The organism is Phocoenobacter atlanticus subsp. cyclopteri, from assembly GCF_018343795.1.
GTDB classification, from domain to species: Bacteria; Pseudomonadota; Gammaproteobacteria; order Enterobacterales; family Pasteurellaceae; genus Phocoenobacter; species Phocoenobacter atlanticus.
Genome location: NZ_CP074346.1, coordinates 203,951 through 222,926 on the forward strand (window position 1 = coordinate 203,951; position 18,976 = coordinate 222,926).

Annotated in this window: 20 protein-coding genes; 16 read left to right on the forward strand and 4 right to left on the reverse strand. The window is 30.8% G+C overall.

The features are described from left to right. The first annotated feature begins 59 nt into the window (after window positions 1-59). Window positions 60-596 (forward strand): PM1805 family lipoprotein, encoded by a 537-nt coding sequence (locus tag KGI96_RS00965; protein ID WP_211599385.1) that lies wholly within the window; start codon window positions 60-62, stop codon window positions 594-596. A gap of 226 nt (window positions 597-822) precedes the next feature. On the opposite strand, the gene KGI96_RS00970 is transcribed toward KGI96_RS00965, so the two are convergent. Beyond that, complete coding sequence (locus KGI96_RS00970) at window positions 823-1,929, reverse strand: ISAs1 family transposase (protein WP_213156511.1); 1,107 nt, start codon at window positions 1,927-1,929, stop codon at window positions 823-825. Window positions 1,930-2,095: 166 nt separating this feature from the next. Between KGI96_RS00970 and KGI96_RS00975 the strand changes: the two genes are divergently transcribed. Beyond that, complete coding sequence (locus KGI96_RS00975; RefSeq protein WP_211599231.1) at window positions 2,096-3,478, forward strand: Na+/H+ antiporter family protein; 1,383 nt, start codon at window positions 2,096-2,098, stop codon at window positions 3,476-3,478. A gap of 92 nt (window positions 3,479-3,570) precedes the next feature. On the opposite strand, the gene hemA is transcribed toward KGI96_RS00975, so the two are convergent. The 3 genes from hemA to lepA form a co-directional block, all read right to left on the reverse strand. Continuing rightward, window positions 3,571-4,884 carry a glutamyl-tRNA reductase gene (gene hemA / locus KGI96_RS00980; protein ID WP_211599230.1) on the reverse strand — a complete coding sequence of 438 codons (1,314 nt, stop codon included), beginning with the start codon at window positions 4,882-4,884 and terminating at the stop codon, window positions 3,571-3,573. A gap of 95 nt (window positions 4,885-4,979) precedes the next feature. After that, the gene (locus tag KGI96_RS00985; protein WP_211599229.1) at window positions 4,980-5,423 is read right to left on the reverse strand and encodes an NfeD family protein; all 444 of its coding nucleotides are present in this window, start codon (window positions 5,421-5,423) and stop codon (window positions 4,980-4,982) included. 191 nt (window positions 5,424-5,614) lie between these two features. Next, window positions 5,615-7,408 (reverse strand): translation elongation factor 4, encoded by a 1,794-nt coding sequence (gene lepA / locus KGI96_RS00990; protein WP_213156581.1) that lies wholly within the window; start codon window positions 7,406-7,408, stop codon window positions 5,615-5,617. 200 nt (window positions 7,409-7,608) lie between these two features. Here lepA and rnt point away from each other — a divergent pair, with 200 nt between their 5' ends. The 14 genes from rnt to KGI96_RS11225 all read left to right on the forward strand — a co-directional run bounded on the left by rnt (window position 7,609) and on the right by KGI96_RS11225 (window position 18,886). Then, window positions 7,609-8,283 carry a ribonuclease T gene (gene rnt, locus KGI96_RS00995; protein ID WP_211599228.1) on the forward strand — a complete coding sequence of 225 codons (675 nt, stop codon included), beginning with the start codon at window positions 7,609-7,611 and terminating at the stop codon, window positions 8,281-8,283. Window positions 8,284-8,440: 157 nt separating this feature from the next. Next, window positions 8,441-9,202: a hypothetical protein gene (locus KGI96_RS01000; RefSeq protein ID WP_211599227.1), complete on the forward strand. Its 762-nt coding sequence runs from the start codon at window positions 8,441-8,443 to the stop codon at window positions 9,200-9,202. Window positions 9,203-9,285: 83 nt separating this feature from the next. Then, window positions 9,286-9,594 carry a hypothetical protein gene (locus tag KGI96_RS01005; RefSeq protein ID WP_211599226.1) on the forward strand — a complete coding sequence of 103 codons (309 nt, stop codon included), beginning with the start codon at window positions 9,286-9,288 and terminating at the stop codon, window positions 9,592-9,594. Window positions 9,595-9,659: 65 nt separating this feature from the next. Next, a complete protein-coding gene (rfbB, locus tag KGI96_RS01010; protein WP_211599225.1) occupies window positions 9,660-10,691 on the forward strand; it encodes a dTDP-glucose 4,6-dehydratase in 1,032 nt (343 codons plus the stop codon). 18 nt (window positions 10,692-10,709) lie between these two features. After that, window positions 10,710-11,372, forward strand: a complete 663-nt coding sequence (locus KGI96_RS01015; protein WP_211599224.1) for an acylneuraminate cytidylyltransferase family protein — start codon at window positions 10,710-10,712, stop codon at window positions 11,370-11,372. Window positions 11,373-11,377: 5 nt separating this feature from the next. Further along, the gene (locus KGI96_RS01020; RefSeq protein WP_211599223.1) at window positions 11,378-12,589 is read left to right on the forward strand and encodes an oligosaccharide flippase family protein; all 1,212 of its coding nucleotides are present in this window, start codon (window positions 11,378-11,380) and stop codon (window positions 12,587-12,589) included. Beyond that, entirely contained in the window at window positions 12,586-13,557 is a 972-nt protein-coding gene (locus KGI96_RS01025; RefSeq protein ID WP_211599222.1) for a glycosyltransferase family 52, read from the forward strand. Before KGI96_RS01020 ends, KGI96_RS01025 begins: the two co-directional genes overlap by 4 nt. Window positions 13,558-13,559: 2 nt before the next feature. Next, entirely contained in the window at window positions 13,560-14,621 is a 1,062-nt protein-coding gene (locus KGI96_RS01030) for a glycosyltransferase family 2 protein (protein WP_267873274.1), read from the forward strand. Window positions 14,622-14,623: 2 nt separating this feature from the next. Further along, window positions 14,624-15,748 (forward strand): hypothetical protein, encoded by a 1,125-nt coding sequence (locus KGI96_RS01035; protein WP_211599220.1) that lies wholly within the window; start codon window positions 14,624-14,626, stop codon window positions 15,746-15,748. 5 nt (window positions 15,749-15,753) lie between these two features. Continuing rightward, window positions 15,754-16,578: a glycosyltransferase gene (locus tag KGI96_RS01040; protein ID WP_211599219.1), complete on the forward strand. Its 825-nt coding sequence runs from the start codon at window positions 15,754-15,756 to the stop codon at window positions 16,576-16,578. A 99-nt stretch (window positions 16,579-16,677) separates the two neighbouring features. After that, window positions 16,678-17,838 (forward strand): exopolysaccharide biosynthesis polyprenyl glycosylphosphotransferase, encoded by a 1,161-nt coding sequence (locus KGI96_RS01045; RefSeq protein ID WP_229577189.1) that lies wholly within the window; start codon window positions 16,678-16,680, stop codon window positions 17,836-17,838. Window positions 17,839-17,842: 4 nt separating this feature from the next. Further along, window positions 17,843-18,283: a nucleotidyltransferase substrate binding protein gene (locus KGI96_RS01050; RefSeq protein WP_211599218.1), complete on the forward strand. Its 441-nt coding sequence runs from the start codon at window positions 17,843-17,845 to the stop codon at window positions 18,281-18,283. After that, window positions 18,261-18,566, forward strand: a complete 306-nt coding sequence (locus KGI96_RS01055; RefSeq protein ID WP_211599217.1) for a nucleotidyltransferase family protein — start codon at window positions 18,261-18,263, stop codon at window positions 18,564-18,566. Before KGI96_RS01050 ends, KGI96_RS01055 begins: the two co-directional genes overlap by 23 nt. Window positions 18,567-18,673: 107 nt before the next feature. Next, window positions 18,674-18,886 carry an ORF6N domain-containing protein gene (locus KGI96_RS11225; RefSeq protein ID WP_370685835.1) on the forward strand — a complete coding sequence of 71 codons (213 nt, stop codon included), beginning with the start codon at window positions 18,674-18,676 and terminating at the stop codon, window positions 18,884-18,886. The last annotated feature ends 90 nt before the right edge of the window (window positions 18,887-18,976 follow it).

The following is an 18,976-nucleotide window of genomic DNA, read 5'->3' on the forward strand; positions in this document are numbered from 1 at the left end:
GCGATAATCAATCTACGTATTGATTAATTTGATTTTTAACTTTAACTAAGGAATGTTAAATGAATAATGTTAAGAAAGTTGGTCTTATTGCTTTATTGTCTATTTTTTTGATAGGCTGTGAGAAAATAAATAGTACAAAAACTTCAAATGATACCAAACAGGATGTAATGGTTTCTGTTGTTGAACCAAAGGAAGAATTTAAACAACTGATGGATTTAGATCAAGCATTTAATCCTGCATTAGAGACCGTTCAGAAGGAAGTTATGCAAGCGGCAGCAAACAAAGATAAGGCAGCCCTTAATGTAGCCTCTGGAAAGTTCTTTGTTTTAATTGAAGATACAATAAAAAAATATAGTAATCTTAATCTTCAAGATACAGAAGTAAAAGGCTTACGTGATAAGATGGTATCTGTATTACAGCAAACCATTGATTTTACTAAAAAAGCACAACAGATTCAAAGTGAGGAAGAGAAAAACGCATTAATTATGGAAAAAAATTCATTAATTACCAATGCTCAAGCTCTTCAAACAATCCAAACCAAATTAGCAGTAAAATTTGGTTTTCTTCAAGATACATCAATAGATGATAAAAAGTAAAAGAACCGTTTAGATAAAAAGAGCAAATTTAGTTTTTAAATTTGCTCTTTTTTTACTCCGATATTAAATTCAAGTATTAAAAAAGTACAGTTTCTTAATGTTCACTAATTTGAATAACGATTGATAAATCTCCTCTCTTTAAACCACGGGTATTACTCGCAGAATAAAAAATTAAGAATTAAATACTTCTTATTTTTTCAGGGCAACCGCGTACTTTGTCTATAAATTAATCACACACACCAAAAATAAGCTCAGACCTCATTTCATCAGACCAGCCAGCTGATTTCAGCTTGCTTTTCATACTATTTTTAGTTGGATGTAGTCGTGCTAAATTAAGCCCTAAACGCTTAATTATTGCCATATTTTCAACGCCATCCCCCAAATAAATCGTACTATCATCTTCTTTAAAAACAACATCAAGTACCCAATGCGCTTTATTTTCAACTTCCCAATGACCCCTAATATATTTCGCAAAGTCTTCGCAAGGAACATCTAAGCTACTGATATAAAATACTTTTTCTTCACTTTTCTTGCCATTGTCTTCTCTTATCCTATGAACTTGAATAAGGCTTTTAATTCCTGTCCAACCTTGAGATTCCAAAAGCCAATCACTTATTGGTAATTTTGAATAATACCGTTGATCTATTCGACTTCTTTCACAGTTAACTTCTTGAAATTTATCTATTTTTATTGATTTTTCTCGCACTACTTTATGAAAATAACTTTCTATTTCGTTTCTAAATTTCTTATGATTATTTTTCAATGGCATCACATAATCACTCTTCTTTTCTATGATTTTCTTCGCTATTTTCTTTTGCGTATTCATCGCATCTACCGTAATGACGGCTTGATTTAGCTCTAAAATATCTATCATTTCTAGAATGCTTTCATTCTCATTTTTCTTACCTTTGGACTTATTTTGAGCTAAAATTAATCCTCTTGAACAGCTCCAAGCCGTAATACTATGTAGCGCATTATGAGGCTCTAAATGTGAACTGTTTTTTAATGTTTTACCATCTATTGCAATACACTCTTTACCTTGTGACTTTCGTATCTCATTGATAAAATTAATAAAAATATAATTTAATTTCTCAGGATTTATCCGTCTTACAATACGAGCAATCGTATCATCAACAGGAATACCATTTTTAAAATCTCGGTATTTTCGTAACCATTTTATATTCAATTTACCAAACTGATGAATTTCACTCCATCCTTCTGCACCTGATATTACCGCACTTACGACAAGAAAAATAACATCTAAGAAGTCATGTTTTTTGTTTATATCTTTGCGAGGGTCTTCCAAATCTTTAAAAGCTGATAATATATTCATTTTTACACCTATTTGTTATTGAATAATAGGTGCTATTAGATCATATTTTTAAGAAAAGTGCGATCTTGCCCTGCTTATTTTTTAATGTTGCTTAAAAAATACTAGACAATTGTAATTTTTTCATTACAGTATTAATTTAATTCTAATAAAAAAGAGGTCAAATACAATGTTATCAAATGAAGTTGTTATCTCAATTATTGCATTGCTTGTTTTAAGCTTATTGCGAATAAATGTAATAATTGCACTTATTATTTCAGCCTTAATTTGCGGTATTATCGGAAATTATGGTGTTGATGGTATCGCGTTTTCAGATGCCGTATCTAAAACTATCAGTAGTTTCTCTAGTGGTCTAGGTGGAGGTGCTGAAACTGCAATGAATTATGCCGTCTTAGGTGCTTTTGCCGTTGCACTTTCTAAATCTGGTGTCACAGATTTACTTTCTTATAAAATCATTCAACATTTTGGAAAGCAACCTTCTGGTCGTTCAGTATTTTGGTTTAAATATATTCTACTATTTGTGTTAGTGGCATTTTCTATGTCATCACAAAATATTATCCCAATCCATATCGCCTTTATTCCAATTGTTGTGCCACCATTACTTAGTGTGATGAATCAACTGAAAATGGATCGTCGAGCAGTGGCTTGTGCATTAACTTTTGGTCTAACAGCAACTTATATGTTAATTCCTGCTGGATTTGGTCAAATCTTTATTCAAAGCGTATTGGTTAAGAATATTAATATGGCAGGAGCAGATTTGGGAATAACCACTTCTGTAATAGAAGTATCAAAAGCAATGTTAATTCCTGTTCTAGGTATGATTTTAGGTTTGTTATTTGCCTTTTTTGTAAGCTATCGTAAACCACGTACTTATATAGAAGATGCTCCTGAACCAACCGCTGAAAGTATTGAAGAGCGAGTAGCAAGAGTGAAACCTTTCCATATTGGCGTGAGTATTACCGCCATGGTTATTACTTGTGCCGTACAACTTATAACCGGCTCAACAATTATGGGCGGACTTGCAGGTTTAATTATTTTTGCACTTGGCGGTATCTTTAAACTAAAAGAGAGTAATGATATTTTCCAGCAAGGTTTACGTTTAATGGCGATGATCGGATTTGTGATGATTGCTGCCTCAGGCTTTGCCAATGTTGTAAATTCAACCGGTGGTGTTCCTGAGTTAGTGACGGCATTAAGTAATACTATTGGAGCAGATAACAAAGGCTTAGCCGCATTTTTAATGTTGTTAGTGGGTCTCTTCATTACAATGGGGATTGGTTCATCTTTCTCAACAGTACCTATTATTGCGTCCATTTATGTGCCACTTTGTTTATCCTTTGGATTTTCTCCACTCGCAACTGTTTCTATTGTAGGCGTTGCTGCGGCACTTGGTGATGCGGGTTCTCCAGCATCAGATTCAACCTTAGGTCCAACATCAGGTCTAAATGCGGATGGTAAACACGACCATATTTGGGATTCTGTGGTTCCTACCTTTTTACACTTTAATATTCCATTGTTAGCATTTGGCTGGATTGCTGCGATGATTTTGTAAGTAAAAATATGACACCTAGAAAGTGGGTTCCAATTTTAAGTACATTAAAAGCACCAAAATAGGTGCTTTTTTATTTCTATATTATCTGTCATTTATTTACAAGGTTTATCTAACCTTAAATTCCTTGAAAAACATTGTAACCCTTTCACATTATCTGATTTTGCCATATCTTGCAAAGTGGCGGTTGGACAATGTAATAATTGATTAGTTAATTTATAGCTTAGCTCAGTCAACACTTTTTGAGGATCTTCCCCTTGGGCAAGAGAATATTGTGCTTTTTCTAATAATTGTAAACGTATTTGTTCCGCATTTTGGCGATAAGATTTGATTAAATCCCTAGATTGCAATTGCTTTAGCCATTCAAAGAAAGCTCGACACTCTTGGTAAACAATATTTTTAGCTTGCTCTGCTGCAAGTTGACGTTGGGCTAAATTTTGATTGATAATCGCCTCTAAATCATCCACATTATAGGCATATACACCCTCTAACTTATCAACGCCCTCTTCAATATCACAAGGAACGGCAATATCAATTAATAACAAAGGAGCAAAATAGCGAGATTGTTGAGCCTGCGTAATCATCTCCTTAGAAATAAGAGGCTCACTGGCTCCTGTTGAGCTAATCACAATATCGGCTTTATTTAATCCTATTTGTAACTGATCTAAAGATAAAATTTCCATTTCACCTATTTTTTCTTGTAACTGTTCAGCTCGTGCTTTTGTACGATTAGCAACCATCAAATTTTTCGCATTATGTTGTACAAGATAACGACAGACTAACTCAATGGTTTCCCCCGCGCCCACCATTAAAAAATGAATTTTTGAAAAATCATCAAAAATTTGACGAGCTAACCCACAGGCGGCGTAGGCAACAGAAACAGCACTACCACCAATATCCGTTTCTGAACGAACTCGTTTTGCGGTACTAAATGTTTTCTGAAATAAACGAGATAACTTAATTGAAAAAGTCATTTTTTGTGTTAAATAAAATTGCTCACTTTGTTGATATGCTTTTTTCACTTGTCCTAAAATTTGAGGTTCACCTAAAACCAGAGAGTCTAAGCCACAAGCAACAGACATTAAATGTTCTGCAGCATCAAAGTTTTGCTTAAAATAGATAGATTGCTGTAATTCAACTAGATCAAGATGATGAAATTTAGATAACCAAGTGACACAATGATTACACCATTGAATATTTGCAGGATTATTAGACTGAGGAGGAATTTTTGAATGATGAAAATAAATTTCTGTACGATTACAAGTGGATAAAATAACAGCACTTTCTGCTAATTTTTGTTGTGAAATTTGTGTTAAAGCAACAGCAAGATGCTCATCCACAAAAGCAATTTTCTCACGTAATTTTACTGAGGCAGTTTTATGATTGATACCCACAACAAGAATTGTCATTTTAACCCACTATAAAAAAATAAAAATCTCTCAAACCAGAGAGGCAAGAGAGACATTTTAAACAATCTGAAATTTGTTGCAACTTTGTCGTTTTTTTAGTCAGAAAGTTTTTCTACTTTTAACGTTATTCCTTCCACATCAACCACCTTAACCAAATCATTGACGTTTAATTGCATACCTTCAACCTTCCAAGTGGTATCGGCAAATTTAGCACGAACAGCACCACTATCTAAAATTTCAACCACACGCCCTTGTTTACCAAGCATTGCGTGATCTCGCTGATTTAGAAAAGAAGCCTCATCGGGTTCTAAATTTTTTCTTTGTTGATAACGCCACCAAAGAAAACTAAAAATAGAGGCTAACACAGCAAAAATTGCAAATTGCCACGAAATGGAAATGTTAAAAACAGCGACTATTCCTGCCATAATCATTGCGGCAAAACCCCACCACATAAAGAATACGCCAGATAAAAACACCTCTAAAATAAGTAATACAAAACCCGCAATTAACCAACTATTCCAAGCAGTAAACCATTCCATTTATTTCTCCTTAATTTCCTAAATATCACAATTTTATAAAAATATGCAATACTATATTTTGTGATAAAAATAACCGATCTACTAAGAAATATCAATTATTTCTCACTGAAAAAACAAAATATAGCGGTGACATCGTAATCAAAATTTGCAAATTTCAAACAAAATGTCACCGCTTATTTTTAGATTAAAAACTAATCCTTACCGACGTGTAAGATGGCAAGGAATGCCTCTTGTGGTAATTCAACATTACCCACAGATTTCATCCGTTTTTTACCATCTTTCTGCTTTTGTAATAATTTCTTCTTACGGCTGACGTCACCACCATAACATTTTGCCAATACGTTTTTACGTAATTGTTTAACCGTTGAACGAGCAATAATTTGGTTACCAATCGCCGCCTGAATAGCAATGTCAAATTGCTGACGAGGAATAAAATCTTTCATTTTTTGAACTAATTCACGACCACGGAAAGCTGCATTAGTTTTATGAATAATGAGAGCAAGAGCATCAACACGTTCTCCATTAATCATTACATCCACACGCACCATATCATCAGCTTGGAAATGTTTAAAGTTATAATCTAACGAAGCATAGCCACGTGAGGTTGATTTAATCCTATCGAAGAAATCTAATACCACTTCACCCATTGGAATTTCATAGGTTAACGCAACTTGATTTCCGTGATAAACCATATTGGTTTGTACACCACGTTTCTCAATACAAAGGGTAATTACGTTACCTAAATATTCCTGTGGCACAAGAATATGACATTCAGCAATTGGCTCACGAATTTCTGCAATATTATTTAATGGTGGTAATTTTGCAGGGCTATCTACATATTCCACATTACCATTATTCAGTGCTACTTCATAAACTACAGTTGGAGCAGTGGTAATTAAATCTAAATCATATTCACGCTCTAACCGTTCCTGAATAATCTCCATATGCAATAAGCCAAGGAAACCACAACGGAAGCCAAAGCCTAAAGCCGAAGAGGTTTCTGGTTCGTATAATAATGAAGCATCATTTAAGCTTAGTTTACCCAATGCGTCACGGAATGATTCATAATCATCAGAGCTAATTGGGAATAAACCCGCATAAACCTGAGGTTTGACTTTTTGAAAACCGGGTAAAATATCCGTTGCTGCATTGTGTTGATGGGTAATGGTATCACCCACAGGGGCTCCTAAAATATCCTTAATTCCACAAACAACCCAGCCAACTTCACCACAATGTAGTACATCAGTATCTGTTTTTTTTGGTGTAAAAATGCCCAAGCGGTCAATATTATAATTAATCCCTGTACTCATCATTTTGATTTTATCATTTTTACGTAACGTACCATTTTTAATACGTACCAATGATACAATTCCTAAGTAATTATCAAACCAAGAATCAATAATTAAGGCTTGCAATTTTGCATCTTGATCACCTTTTGGTGCTGGCATTTTAGTCACGATTTCTTCTAAAACATCCTCAATGCCCAGACCTGTTTTTGCAGAACAACGAACAGCTTCAATCGCTTCAATACCTACAATATCTTCAATTTCTTCTGCGACACGTTCAGGTTCAGCAGCAGGTAAGTCAATTTTATTTAAAACAGGAACAACCTCTAAATCCATTTCCATTGCAGTGTAACAGTTTGCCAAAGTTTGTGCTTCCACGCCTTGCCCTGCATCTACGACTAATAATGCACCTTCACAGGCAGACAGTGAGCGAGATACTTCATAAGAGAAATCCACGTGTCCAGGAGTATCAATAAAGTTAAGTTGATAAGTTTCACCATTTTTTGCTTTATAATTTAAGGTAACACTTTGAGCTTTAATGGTAATACCACGCTCACGTTCTAAATCCATTGAATCTAGCACTTGAGATTCCATTTCACGCTCTGTTAAACCACCACAAGTTTGAATTAAGCGATCAGAAAGTGTCGACTTGCCGTGATCAATATGGGCAATAATCGAAAAGTTACGAATATTTTTCATTTCCATTTTATATTTCCGTTTCTATTTTTTATAAGGAATATTTTCCTGTAAATCAGTTGATAAAAGTATAACCGATGAATTTTACCTGAAAGCAACATAAATTGAAAAGGAAAGCGGTCACATTTAACAAATTTTTTGCAATTTTTTCTGTACAATATTTGCTATAATGTGTTTGAATTTTAATTTAAACACAAATAATAATGTCAGAAAAAACAGAACAACCATCAGAAAAACAAACAGAAACAATAGATTACAATTTATTAAAAAATCGCTTTAGAGGATATTTACCTGTAGTGATTGATGTGGAAACCTCTGGTTTGAATGCACAAACAGACGCATTATTGGAGTTGGCTGCAATTACCGTAAAAATGGATGAAAAAGGGTATTTAATCGCTGATCAAAAATGCCATTTTCACATCAAACCTTTTGAAGGTGCAAATATTAACCCTGAGTCTTTGAAAATAAATGGGATAAATTTAGAAGATGAAAATCGTGGAGCAATCGCTGAGGTTGTCGCTATTCCCGAAATGTTCAAAATGGTACGCAAAGCAATGAAAGAGCAAGGTTGTCAGCGAGCGATAATCGTGGCACATAATGCCACTTTTGATCAACAGTTCCTGCAACAAGCAGTAAAACGTATTGGTGCAAAACGTGATCCTTTCCATCCGTTCGCAATGTTTGACACCGCAACTCTTGCAGGCTTTGTTTATGGGCAAACTGTGTTAGTGAAAGCCTGCCAAATGGCTGAAATCCCTTTTGATAACAAACAAGCGCACGGTGCATTATACGATACTGAAATTACCGCTGAATTGTTTTGTAAAATGGTGAATAAATTTAAAGAGTTAGGTGGTTTTCCAGTGATACAAACGAGTTAAGTTAAATAAATGTGGTGTTTTGTAAGCAGTATGTGATTGAAAATAGAGCTTGTTGTATGTTAGTTCGCCGTAGTATAATCAAACTAATGTAGTAATTTTGAATTAGAATAGTTTGGAATAGAATACATAAAAAGTATCATAATAGGTAAAAATTTGAATGAGGCTAACGCTTAATGAAGTACAGTGTATTATCGCACTAAAAAATAAATATTTTGGTTTTGAAAGTAAAATTTTTCTTTTTGGAAGTCGTTTAGATGACCAGGTAAAAGGGGGGGATATAGATTTATATTTAATCCCAGAAGAAAATAGTGAAAATCCTTTTTCTTTAAAAAGTAAATTTCTGATTGCTTTACAAAATGAGATCGGTGAGCAAAAAATTGATCTTATTATTGCTTCAGATAGAAATAGAGTAATTGAGAGAGAGGCTATGAAAGGAATGGAACTAGATATTGGACAAATAAAATTACGAAAATACCTTAATGAATGTGACAAGCACCTGTTGAGAATAAATGAGGCTTATGAAGATATAAAGGATATTATTCCTTTAAGTGTAAGTAAATATACAACTTTGAATAAAAATGAAGTGCGAAATATTGACCAATATCTCTACCGTTTTTCAAAATTACAGGACACATTAGGACAAAAAATATTTAAATCTATTTTAGCTATCTATGAACCAAATATTGAACCACTTCCCTTTTTAGATATATTAAATCGGTTAGAGAAATTACATTTTTTAGAAGATAAGAATGAGTGGCTTGCATTAAGAGAAAAAAGAAATAGGATCGCTCATCAATATGATGATGAACCTTATGAAATGGTTCAGGCGTTAAACGATATTTTGTATTATAAGAACATTTTAGAGTCAATTTATTTGTATATTAGAAATAAATTGATTGATAATGGTGAAAAAAATTAGTTTAAATGTTAGATGCTTACAAAAAAATGTTAAAAATCGAACACAAGAAAACTTAAAAGAAATACAAAGGCTCTCTCTATTTTGTGGAGTTTAAAAATCCTAAAGTTAAGAATATTAATGTTGATAATATTAAATCTAAATTTAAATCAGGAACAATAATTTTAAAAGAGTTATTAAAAAACTTTGAAAAACCAAAAGATAACAAATTTATTTTTTGTGTTGTATATAAATCTTCTGGTAAACCAAAATATTTTGATTACTCTCATTTTGTAGCTAATTTAACTAAATTTAGTTTAGATGAAGAAAATAAACATTTGAATAATTTTTATGACGAAATAATAACTCAGGATATAGAGTTTTATAAGAAAGAATTTGTAGATTTACAATGTTAGATTTAATTTACGTATTCTTAGATTTAAAAGACTTAGATATAAAATCGTATTAGTAGGATAATAAAATGAAAAAAATATTAATAACAGGTGGTGCAGGATTCATTGGATCAGCAGTTATTCGTCATATTATTGAGAGTACGGATGATAGTGTCATCAATGTAGATAAATTAACTTATGCAGGAAATTTAGAATCTCTTGATAGTGTATCTGAAAGCGAAAGATATCATTTTGAACAAGTTGATATTTGTGATGCGGTTACATTGAAGCAAGTTTTTGCAAAATATCAGCCTGATTTGGTTATGCATTTAGCGGCTGAAAGTCACGTAGATCGTTCAATTGATGGACCTTCTGCTTTTATAGAAACAAATATTGTGGGTACTTACACTCTGTTAGAAGTCGCTCGTCAGTATTGGCAAGAATTAGATGAGACTAAAAAGCAAAACTTCCGTTTTCATCACATTTCAACGGATGAAGTGTATGGCGATTTGGAAGGTACAGATGATTTATTTACAGAAACCACACCTTATGCCCCAAGTAGCCCTTATTCAGCATCAAAAGCATCAAGCGATCATTTAGTTCGTGCTTGGTACCGTACTTATGGTTTACCTGTTATTGTAACCAACTGCTCAAATAACTATGGTCCTTACCATTTTCCTGAAAAACTGATCCCTTTAATGATTTTAAATGCTCTTGATGGAAAGCCATTACCTGTTTATGGTAATGGACAACAAATCAGAGATTGGTTATTCGTAGAAGATCACGCAAGAGCATTGTATATAGTAGTAACCGAAGGAAAAGTTGGTGAAACCTATAATATTGGTGGTCATAACGAAAAAGCGAATATTGATGTGGTAAAAACAATTTGCTCTATCTTAGAAGATCTAGTACCACAAAAACCGCAGGGCGTGGAAAAATATGCTGATCTAATTACTTTTGTCAAAGACAGACCAGGACATGATGTGCGTTATGCGATTGATGCAACTAAAATTCAACGAGAATTGGGATGGAAACCACAAGAGACCTTTGAGACAGGGATTCGTAAGACAGTTGAGTGGTATTTAAAGAATAGAAAAAATAATAAACAGAGTATTTTGTGATAAACATTGGAGAAAAATATGAATATAGCAGTAATTCCAGCAAGAGCTGGCTCTAAAGGAATAAAAGCCAAGAATCTTCAAAAAATTGGTGGGATTTCTTTGGTTGGAAGAGCAGTCCTAGCGGCAGTTAAAAGTGAATGTTTTGATGAAATTATTATATCTTCTGATGGGGAAGAAATTTTAGCTGAAGGTGAGCGTTATGGTGCAAAACCTATGAAAAGACCAGTTGAACTAGCAGAAGATAGAACGAAAACCATAGGTGTTATAACGCATATATTACGTTGTAAAAAGTTAACCTCAGGGGTCATTACCCATTTACAACCAACGAGTCCACTACGTAATGAGTTAGATATTAAAAATGCAATGAGTTTATTTAATACTGGTGTTTTTAAATCAGTAGTCTCTGCTTGTGAATGTGAACATCATCCTTACAAATCGTTTTCTTTAGATGGGAATAAAGTTATTCCTATTACTAAAGTTTCTGATTTTGAAGCACCTCGTCAGTCTCTTCCTAAAATTTATCGTCCTAATGGAGCTATTTATATTAATGATATTGAAGCGCTTATAAAAGAAAATGGTTTTTTTGCTGCACCACAAGGATTTTATTTAATGCCAGAAGAACGTTCAATTGATATTGATTCTATTAAGGATTTGAGAATTGCAGAGTTGTTGTTAGACTAAAATTAATGAAAATTTTAAAAGATAGTGCTATTTATATAATAGGTGAAATAGCAAGTAAGTTAATGCCTTTTTTGCTCATCCCTTATTTATCTGGAAAACTAGGGGTTGAAGGCTATGGGTTGTTATCTTATTATCAAACTTATATGGTATTATTCGCACTTATTATAGGGTTAAGCCAAGATGGGGCTGTCGCTCGATATTTCTATGTCTACGGCAAGCGTTCCATAAATTTAGTGGTGAATACTGGTTATGCTTATGCAACAGTTATGGGATGTATTATTTTTATAATTTGTTGGTTATTACACTCAGAAGCTTTAATGTATATTAGTTTAGCTGTTATATTCCAAATTTTTATGGGTGTTCAATTAAGTGTTAGACAGTGTCAAAAGCAAGCATTATCCTATACGATTGTACAATTTTTATTTGCAGTAATACCTGTTATTGTTACAGTATTATTGTTTGAGCTTTATGAAACTGAACTCGTTGAAAAACGATTTTTAGCTATATTACTAGGGAATATAATAGTGTTTTGCCTTGCCTACATTTTATATAAAAATAAAATAAATATAGTAAAAAAATTTAGTTTTAAGCAATATAAAATTGCTTTTTATTATTTTATGGGGTTTGGTCTGCCTTTGATTTTTCATCATGGAAGTTTTTTTATAAAAGGACAGTTAGATAGATTTTTTATTTATCATAAATACTCTGAAGGTGAATTAGGTATTTATGCGATGGGAGCTAATTTGGCGCTTGTTGTTTCAACTTTGGTTTTAGCAGTTAATAAGGCAGTAATACCTTACTATTTTGAGGCGTTAAAAAATAATAAATTAACATTAACAAATATCTATAAATTTACTTTTATATCTTTTTTGATAATTCCTTTTGCTTTTTTTATCTTATGTTTGATTCCAGAAGATCTATTTCTATGGGTATTAGGAGATAAATTTATAGGTGTAAAATATTATTTTACATTGTTTACCATTTCAACATTATTTATAATTCCTTATCTATTTATGGTAAATTATCTGTTTTTTTATGGAAAAACAAAACTTATCGCATTTTGTTCTGTTTTTTCAACGGTACTTTATTTGATTGCTTTAATAATTCTAATAAATACAGAAGTGAAATATATTCCTTATGCGAGTATTGTGGGGGCTTTGGGTGTTTTGCCAGTGCTTTATTTAATAACGAAAAAAGTAAGAAAAGAAGTAGAATGAATTTGATTATATGTATGACACCTCTGCAAATGCTTATTGCTGAGAAAATTATAGAGTTGCATTCTGAGGATAAATTTTATGCCATAGTTTTAGGTCAGAAGGAAAATTCAAAATATTATTATTATGCTAATAGATTAAAAGAAAAATGTATAAAATTAGAATTTATTGAGCAACCATCCTTTAATAATAAGTTATTGATATTTTTTTTCATAATTAAATTCAAATTAAAGGGAATCATTTTACCTAATATAAATAAAATATTTTTAGCAAATATTCATTTTTTACCATTGTTGGGTTTATTGAGTACCTTAAGGTTTAAAGAAATTAATACTTTTGATGATGGTTTAGCAAACATAGATAATACTAGTTTCCTTTTCACAAAAAGAGAGCATGGCTTCCTTAAAAGGATAATATTATCTATTTTAGTTGGTGGTTTTTATAAAGAGAATATAAAAGAATTCTCAAAAATTCATTATACCATTTATAAGGATTTACCAAATATTATTATAAATACAAGTTTTATCAGTTTATTGCCAGAAAATACTGTATGGAAAAAAAATAATGGTGAAACAAGTAATATAGTAAAAATATTTTTAGGTCAGCCTATTTTTGAGAATAGTAATATTTCAGATAAAAATATAATAAAAAAGAATATTAACTTAATAAAGCTTGCTTTAAAATATTGTAAAGCCGATTATTTTTTTCCACACCCAAGAGAAAATTATAAAGTAGATGGTATTAAAAATATTAATACTTCGTTAATATTTGAAGATTATATTATTAAATTAATAAAAAATAATCCTAGAAATAAATATATTATATATACCTTCTTTAGTGGTGCAGTTCTAAATGTTATTAATTTACCCAATATTGAAGTTGTATCGTTGAGACACCACGAATTACCAGAGATATGGAACAATGCCTATAATGTTCTTGAAAAATTTAATATTAAGATAGAAATTATATAATTATGAAAAAATTGTCGTTTATAGTTCCAATATATAATGTTGAGGAGTATTTGGCTCGTTGTGTGAAATCATTATTGAATCAAGATGTTTCTCATGATGAGTATGAAATTATTTTAGTTAATGATGGTTCTACTGATAATAGCGGTCTCATTGCAGATGAAATTTGTCAAAATAGTAGGAATGTCAGAGTGTTTCATAAAGAAAATGGTGGGTTAAGTGATGCTAGAAATTTTGGTCTAGATAAAGCAGATGGAAAATATATTTGGTTTATTGATAGTGATGATTATATAAAAGAAAACTGTTTAGGAAATTTACTTAAGTTTTCTTTTGATGAGGATATTGATTATATAGATTTTCCAATATATGAAGTAAATAATTCATCAAAATATTTGTATAATTTCATTAATAAACCCCAAAATAGAGTAGATAACGTGTCCTTTATAAGAGACTTCAACCTCAATTTTTCTGCATGGTGTTTTATATCTAAAAGAAGTATTTGGTTAAATAATAACATTTCTTTTATTAGAGGAATTATTCATGAAGATCATGATTCAATTTTACATTTACTAGAAAATTGTTCAAGTTGCTCGCATTACAATCAACAAGAGGGACTTTATTATTATATAACTGGAAGAAGCGGTAGTATTACTTCAACAAAAAATGAGAAAAGGTATATAAAATCAATTAAAAGCTGGATTGAGATTATTAATTTAACAAAAGAGAGATACCTTTTATCTAACAATAAAAATCAGTACTCTGTGGAAGTTAGAAAATATTTAAGTTATTTTGAGTGTATGTTAGTGAATTCAATTTTAAATTCTACTTTATTGTATAAAAAAAAGAAAGAATATTTAGATTTTGCTAGTAAGTATATGTTATTACCTAAGGATAGACCTAAAAGATACCCTAATCCTAATGGACTTTGGAGACTATTATTTCCTTTAATGAAAAACATTATTTTTTTAAAGTGTTTATGCTTAATTCTTGGTAATAAATATATTATAAGATTTATCAATCTTATACATAAATTTTTTATACATAAATTCATCTTTATGAGAAAATAATCATGTTAGAAATTATTATTTCTTTTTGCCTATTATTTTTAATGTTAGGTTGTTATATCAATAAGTTAAGTTTTTCGTTTTCTTTTTTACTAATAAGCTTCATTTGTTTTGGTACAGTGTTAAGCAATTATAGGATTGATATAATATTATTATTTATAGCAATATTTATTGCTTTTTTTGAACATAAGCTTGTTTTTCAAGAGAAACGTTTGATATTACTATGCTTTATCTTGTTATTAACTATTCCGTTAATTTTTTCTAATTTAATATTGGGCGGGATTTTAATACAAGCGATAGGTAAAAGTTTAAAATTTTTATTGATTTTCTTTATTTTTTTAGCATCTTTTAAATTCAATAAAAGAGATTCAGAAGTAGGGGTTTTCATTTTTATTAGACAATTTATCCGTATTAATATATTAATTTTACCAATAGGATATTTAATAGGACTTTATACGGATTATGGTAATTTTCAGATTGCGAGATTTACAGGCATAATGCAAGATTCAAATTACTTTGCGCTATATTGTTTTATAATGTACACATTTCTTCCTACTATCAATTATAAAGAGAAAGCATTTCTTTTCATTTTCATATTGTTAAGTCAATCTTGGAGTATTCTAGGTTCATTTATGATTTATTTATGTTTTCATAACTTAAAATTTAAATTATTTTTTTCTAAATATCTTCCTTTTTTGCTTGTAATAATATCTGTTGTTGCAATTGATTTTTATATTAATAATTTAGGTAGAGGTTTTGTTTTAACTGATTACAAAGAAAATGTGATTTCTTTGAAAATAAATTCTATTTTATTTAGATTAGAAGCCATGAGTGGGGGGTATATTGACATTTTAAAAAATGTAGACTCGTTATTTTGGGGGCATGGTTCGGGGAGAAGTCTGGAGTATTCGAACAGGGTTTTCCATAATTTTTATTTTCAATTTCTTTTTGATCATGGTATTTTTGCTGTTGTATTATTTTATATCTTTTTATATGAATCGATTAAAAAATATAAAATTCAAGAGGGTATAATGTGGATTATATTTTGTATTTTATCTTTATTTTTTGATGTGTATTTTTCTTTTGTTTTTATCTTTTATTTTTTTTGTTACAAGGTTAGGTTAGGTTAGCAATAATGAAATTTTCAGTATTAATCTCAATATACTACAAGGAAAATTCTAAATACTTTAATCAAGCAATGGAAAGTGTTTGGGATAACCAGAGCTTAAAACCAAGTGAAATAGTTTTGGTTGAAGATGGTGAGTTAACTGATGAATTGTATCAAGCGATTGATGGATGGAAAGAAAAATTGCAAAATATTCTAAAAATCATACCGCTTGAAAATAATATTGGGCTAGGAAAGGCATTAAATGAAGGCATAAAATATTGTTCTTACGAGTTCATTGCAAGAATGGATTCAGATGATATTTGTACACCAAATAGATTTGAAAAGCAAATTAAATTCTTACAGGAAAATCCTAAAACAGATATTTTAGGTGGGCAATTGGATGAATTTGAAAAAGAGATAGGAAATATTAAATCTTCTCGTAAATTACCTTTAATTCATAATGAAATAGTTAAATTTGCCAAAAAACGTAGTCCTTTTAATCATCCGTTAGTGATTTATAGAAAAAGTGCGGTTGAAAAAGTGGGGGGATATCAAGATGATCATCTTTATGAGGATTATGCTCTTTGGGTAAGAATGATACATAATGGAGCAATAGTTGCCAATTTACCTGATACGATTTTATATATGCGAGCTGGTAATGATATGTTTAAACGTCGTGGAGGCTTTAAATATGCTATTAGTGAAATTAAATCACAATATAAGTTCTATAAAATAGGATTTTTATCATTCTTTGAGTTTCTGAAAAATTGTATAATTCGAACTCCTGTTAGGATTATGCCTAATGAACTACGAGTTTTTATTTATGAAAAAATATTGAGAGTAAGTAATTAGAGAATAACTATGAAAAAACTAATAACAAAAATACTGAGAAATATTTTCATCCAATTTATATTTGGGCTAACAATTTCTGTTTACCTTATAGCAATATTAATGTGGGGAACTAATTGGCATAGTTGGAATAATAACTCAATAAATAGTGTAATTATGATGGGAATTGTGTACGTATCTTCATTTTGGAGTATTCGCCGTTTTACCTCTCATATAGGAATATTAACTTTCCGTTATATTGTTCCTATTTTTGGGTTTTGGTTTGTCTTAGTTGCTGCAATCATATTTATTTTTAGATTTGATTATTCCGTATGGTATTTGATATTTTCTAGCATCGTATCTCTTTCTTTACTTATTTTATTTGATTATATAAATAGAATAAATAAACAAAAAATTATTGCGTATATACCAACGAGAAGAATAACAGAATTACCGAAAATACCTTATGTTACTTGGAAAAAATTAGAGAAAACCCAACCGCTTACAAAACAAGATGTGAGTATCGTAATGGCTGATTTGCGAGCTGATTTATCTGATGAATGGCAACAGTTTTTAGCTGATTGTACGTTAAAGCATATTCCTGTTTATCACAGTAGTCGTTTATTAGAGAGGTTAACTGGTCGAGTGAAGATTGATCATATGTATGAAAATGAATTAGGTGCATTATTGCCCTCTAAAAGTTATCAAACCATTAAAAGAATATTAGAAACGTCTCTAATTTTATGTAGTTTACCAATTGTTTTACCTGTGATGATTATTACTGGATTACTTATAATGATTGAGAGTCGTGGTGGAATGTTCTTTTTACAGGAGAGAATAGGACAAGGAGGAATTCCTTTTACAGTATATAAATTTCGTAGTATGTGTAAGGATTCAGAAAAGGACGGTTCTCAGTTTGCACAAGCAAATGATATGCGTGTAACACGTATTGGTAAATTTATTCGCAAAACTCGTATTGATGAACTACCACAGTTTTTCAATGTGTTAAAAGGTGAGATGAGTTTGATTGGTCCAAGACCAGAACAGAAGAAATTTGTAGAAGAATTTAATAAAGAGATTCCATTTTATAATTATCGTTATATCGTTAAACCGGGTATTTCTGGTTGGGCTCAGGTAGTTCAAGGTTATGCAGCTGATACAGATGATACGAGAATAAAATTAGAACACGATTTTTACTATATTAAAAACTTCTCATTCTCAATGGATTTAGTAATTTTGTTTAAAACAATTCAAACTATGTTGACGGGGTTTGGGGCTAGGTAATTATATGACAAAAATTATAAACATAGATACAACCTATTTAAAACGTTGCAATGAAGCTTTAGAAAAAGCATATCAAGGTTTTTTGAAATATAATGAAGAAGATATTGAATATGAAATTTTCCGTTCAGCCACAGTAAAGGAATTTGAAATTGTGCTTGAACAAGTAGGAAAATTAATGAAAAAAGTTCTAAAACCGTATTTTCATAGTTCAAGAGCAGTAGATACTTTATATTTCAAAGATATTTTTCGTTATGCGGCTAATCACGGCTTATTAACATCTGATGAAGTTGAGAGGTGGTTGGAGTATAGAGATAATCGAAACAGTACTGCTCATGATTATGGTGTCAGTTTTGCAAATAAGACATTGGTGATGATACCAAATTTTATCGATGATACAAAAAAAGTAATTGCAGTGATAGAAAGTGAAAATACAAAACAAGCATAAACAGGCAATTATAGAAATTGCTCGTAATACGATTACTGAACCCTGTGAGATTTTAGCTTTTGGTAGTAGAGTCAATGGCGATGCACATGATGGTAGTGATCTCGATCTTGTTATTATTTCTCAAAAGCAATGTGCTATAGACAGTGAGATGTTTGTAAATTTTAAAAATAGATTGCAAGAGTCTAATATTCCTATTCTTGTCCAAGTAATGGATTGGTATGCCATTCCTGAGAGTTTTCGACAAAATATAGCAAGGAAAAATGAACGGTTAATGATTATTTAATATTTATTATCAAGAGTATATAGAATGAAAGCAGTCTTGTTTTATAGTAAAATTGAGTAATAAAGATAGTTATGTTGCATATGATGGTGTAGCAAAACATTCGAGATATTAATAAAGCGGTTAAAAATAATCCTGATAAATTCCCCTCTGATTATGTTATCATTATTTCAAAAGAAGACAAAAAAGAACTGGTGAAAAATTTCTACTGGTTCCATTTTCTTAAACATTCCTCTATTGGTTCTGATGTTTTAGCTGAGGATGGTAAATACACTTATGAAGTGTATTTGTTGAACAATAGAGAAAAGTTGCAAAAATCCTAAAAACCTTGCCACTTGAAATTAATTAAGGTTTAGGAAAGCACTAAAATTCATATTTACTACTTAATTTGATTTATTGAAGGATAATAAAAA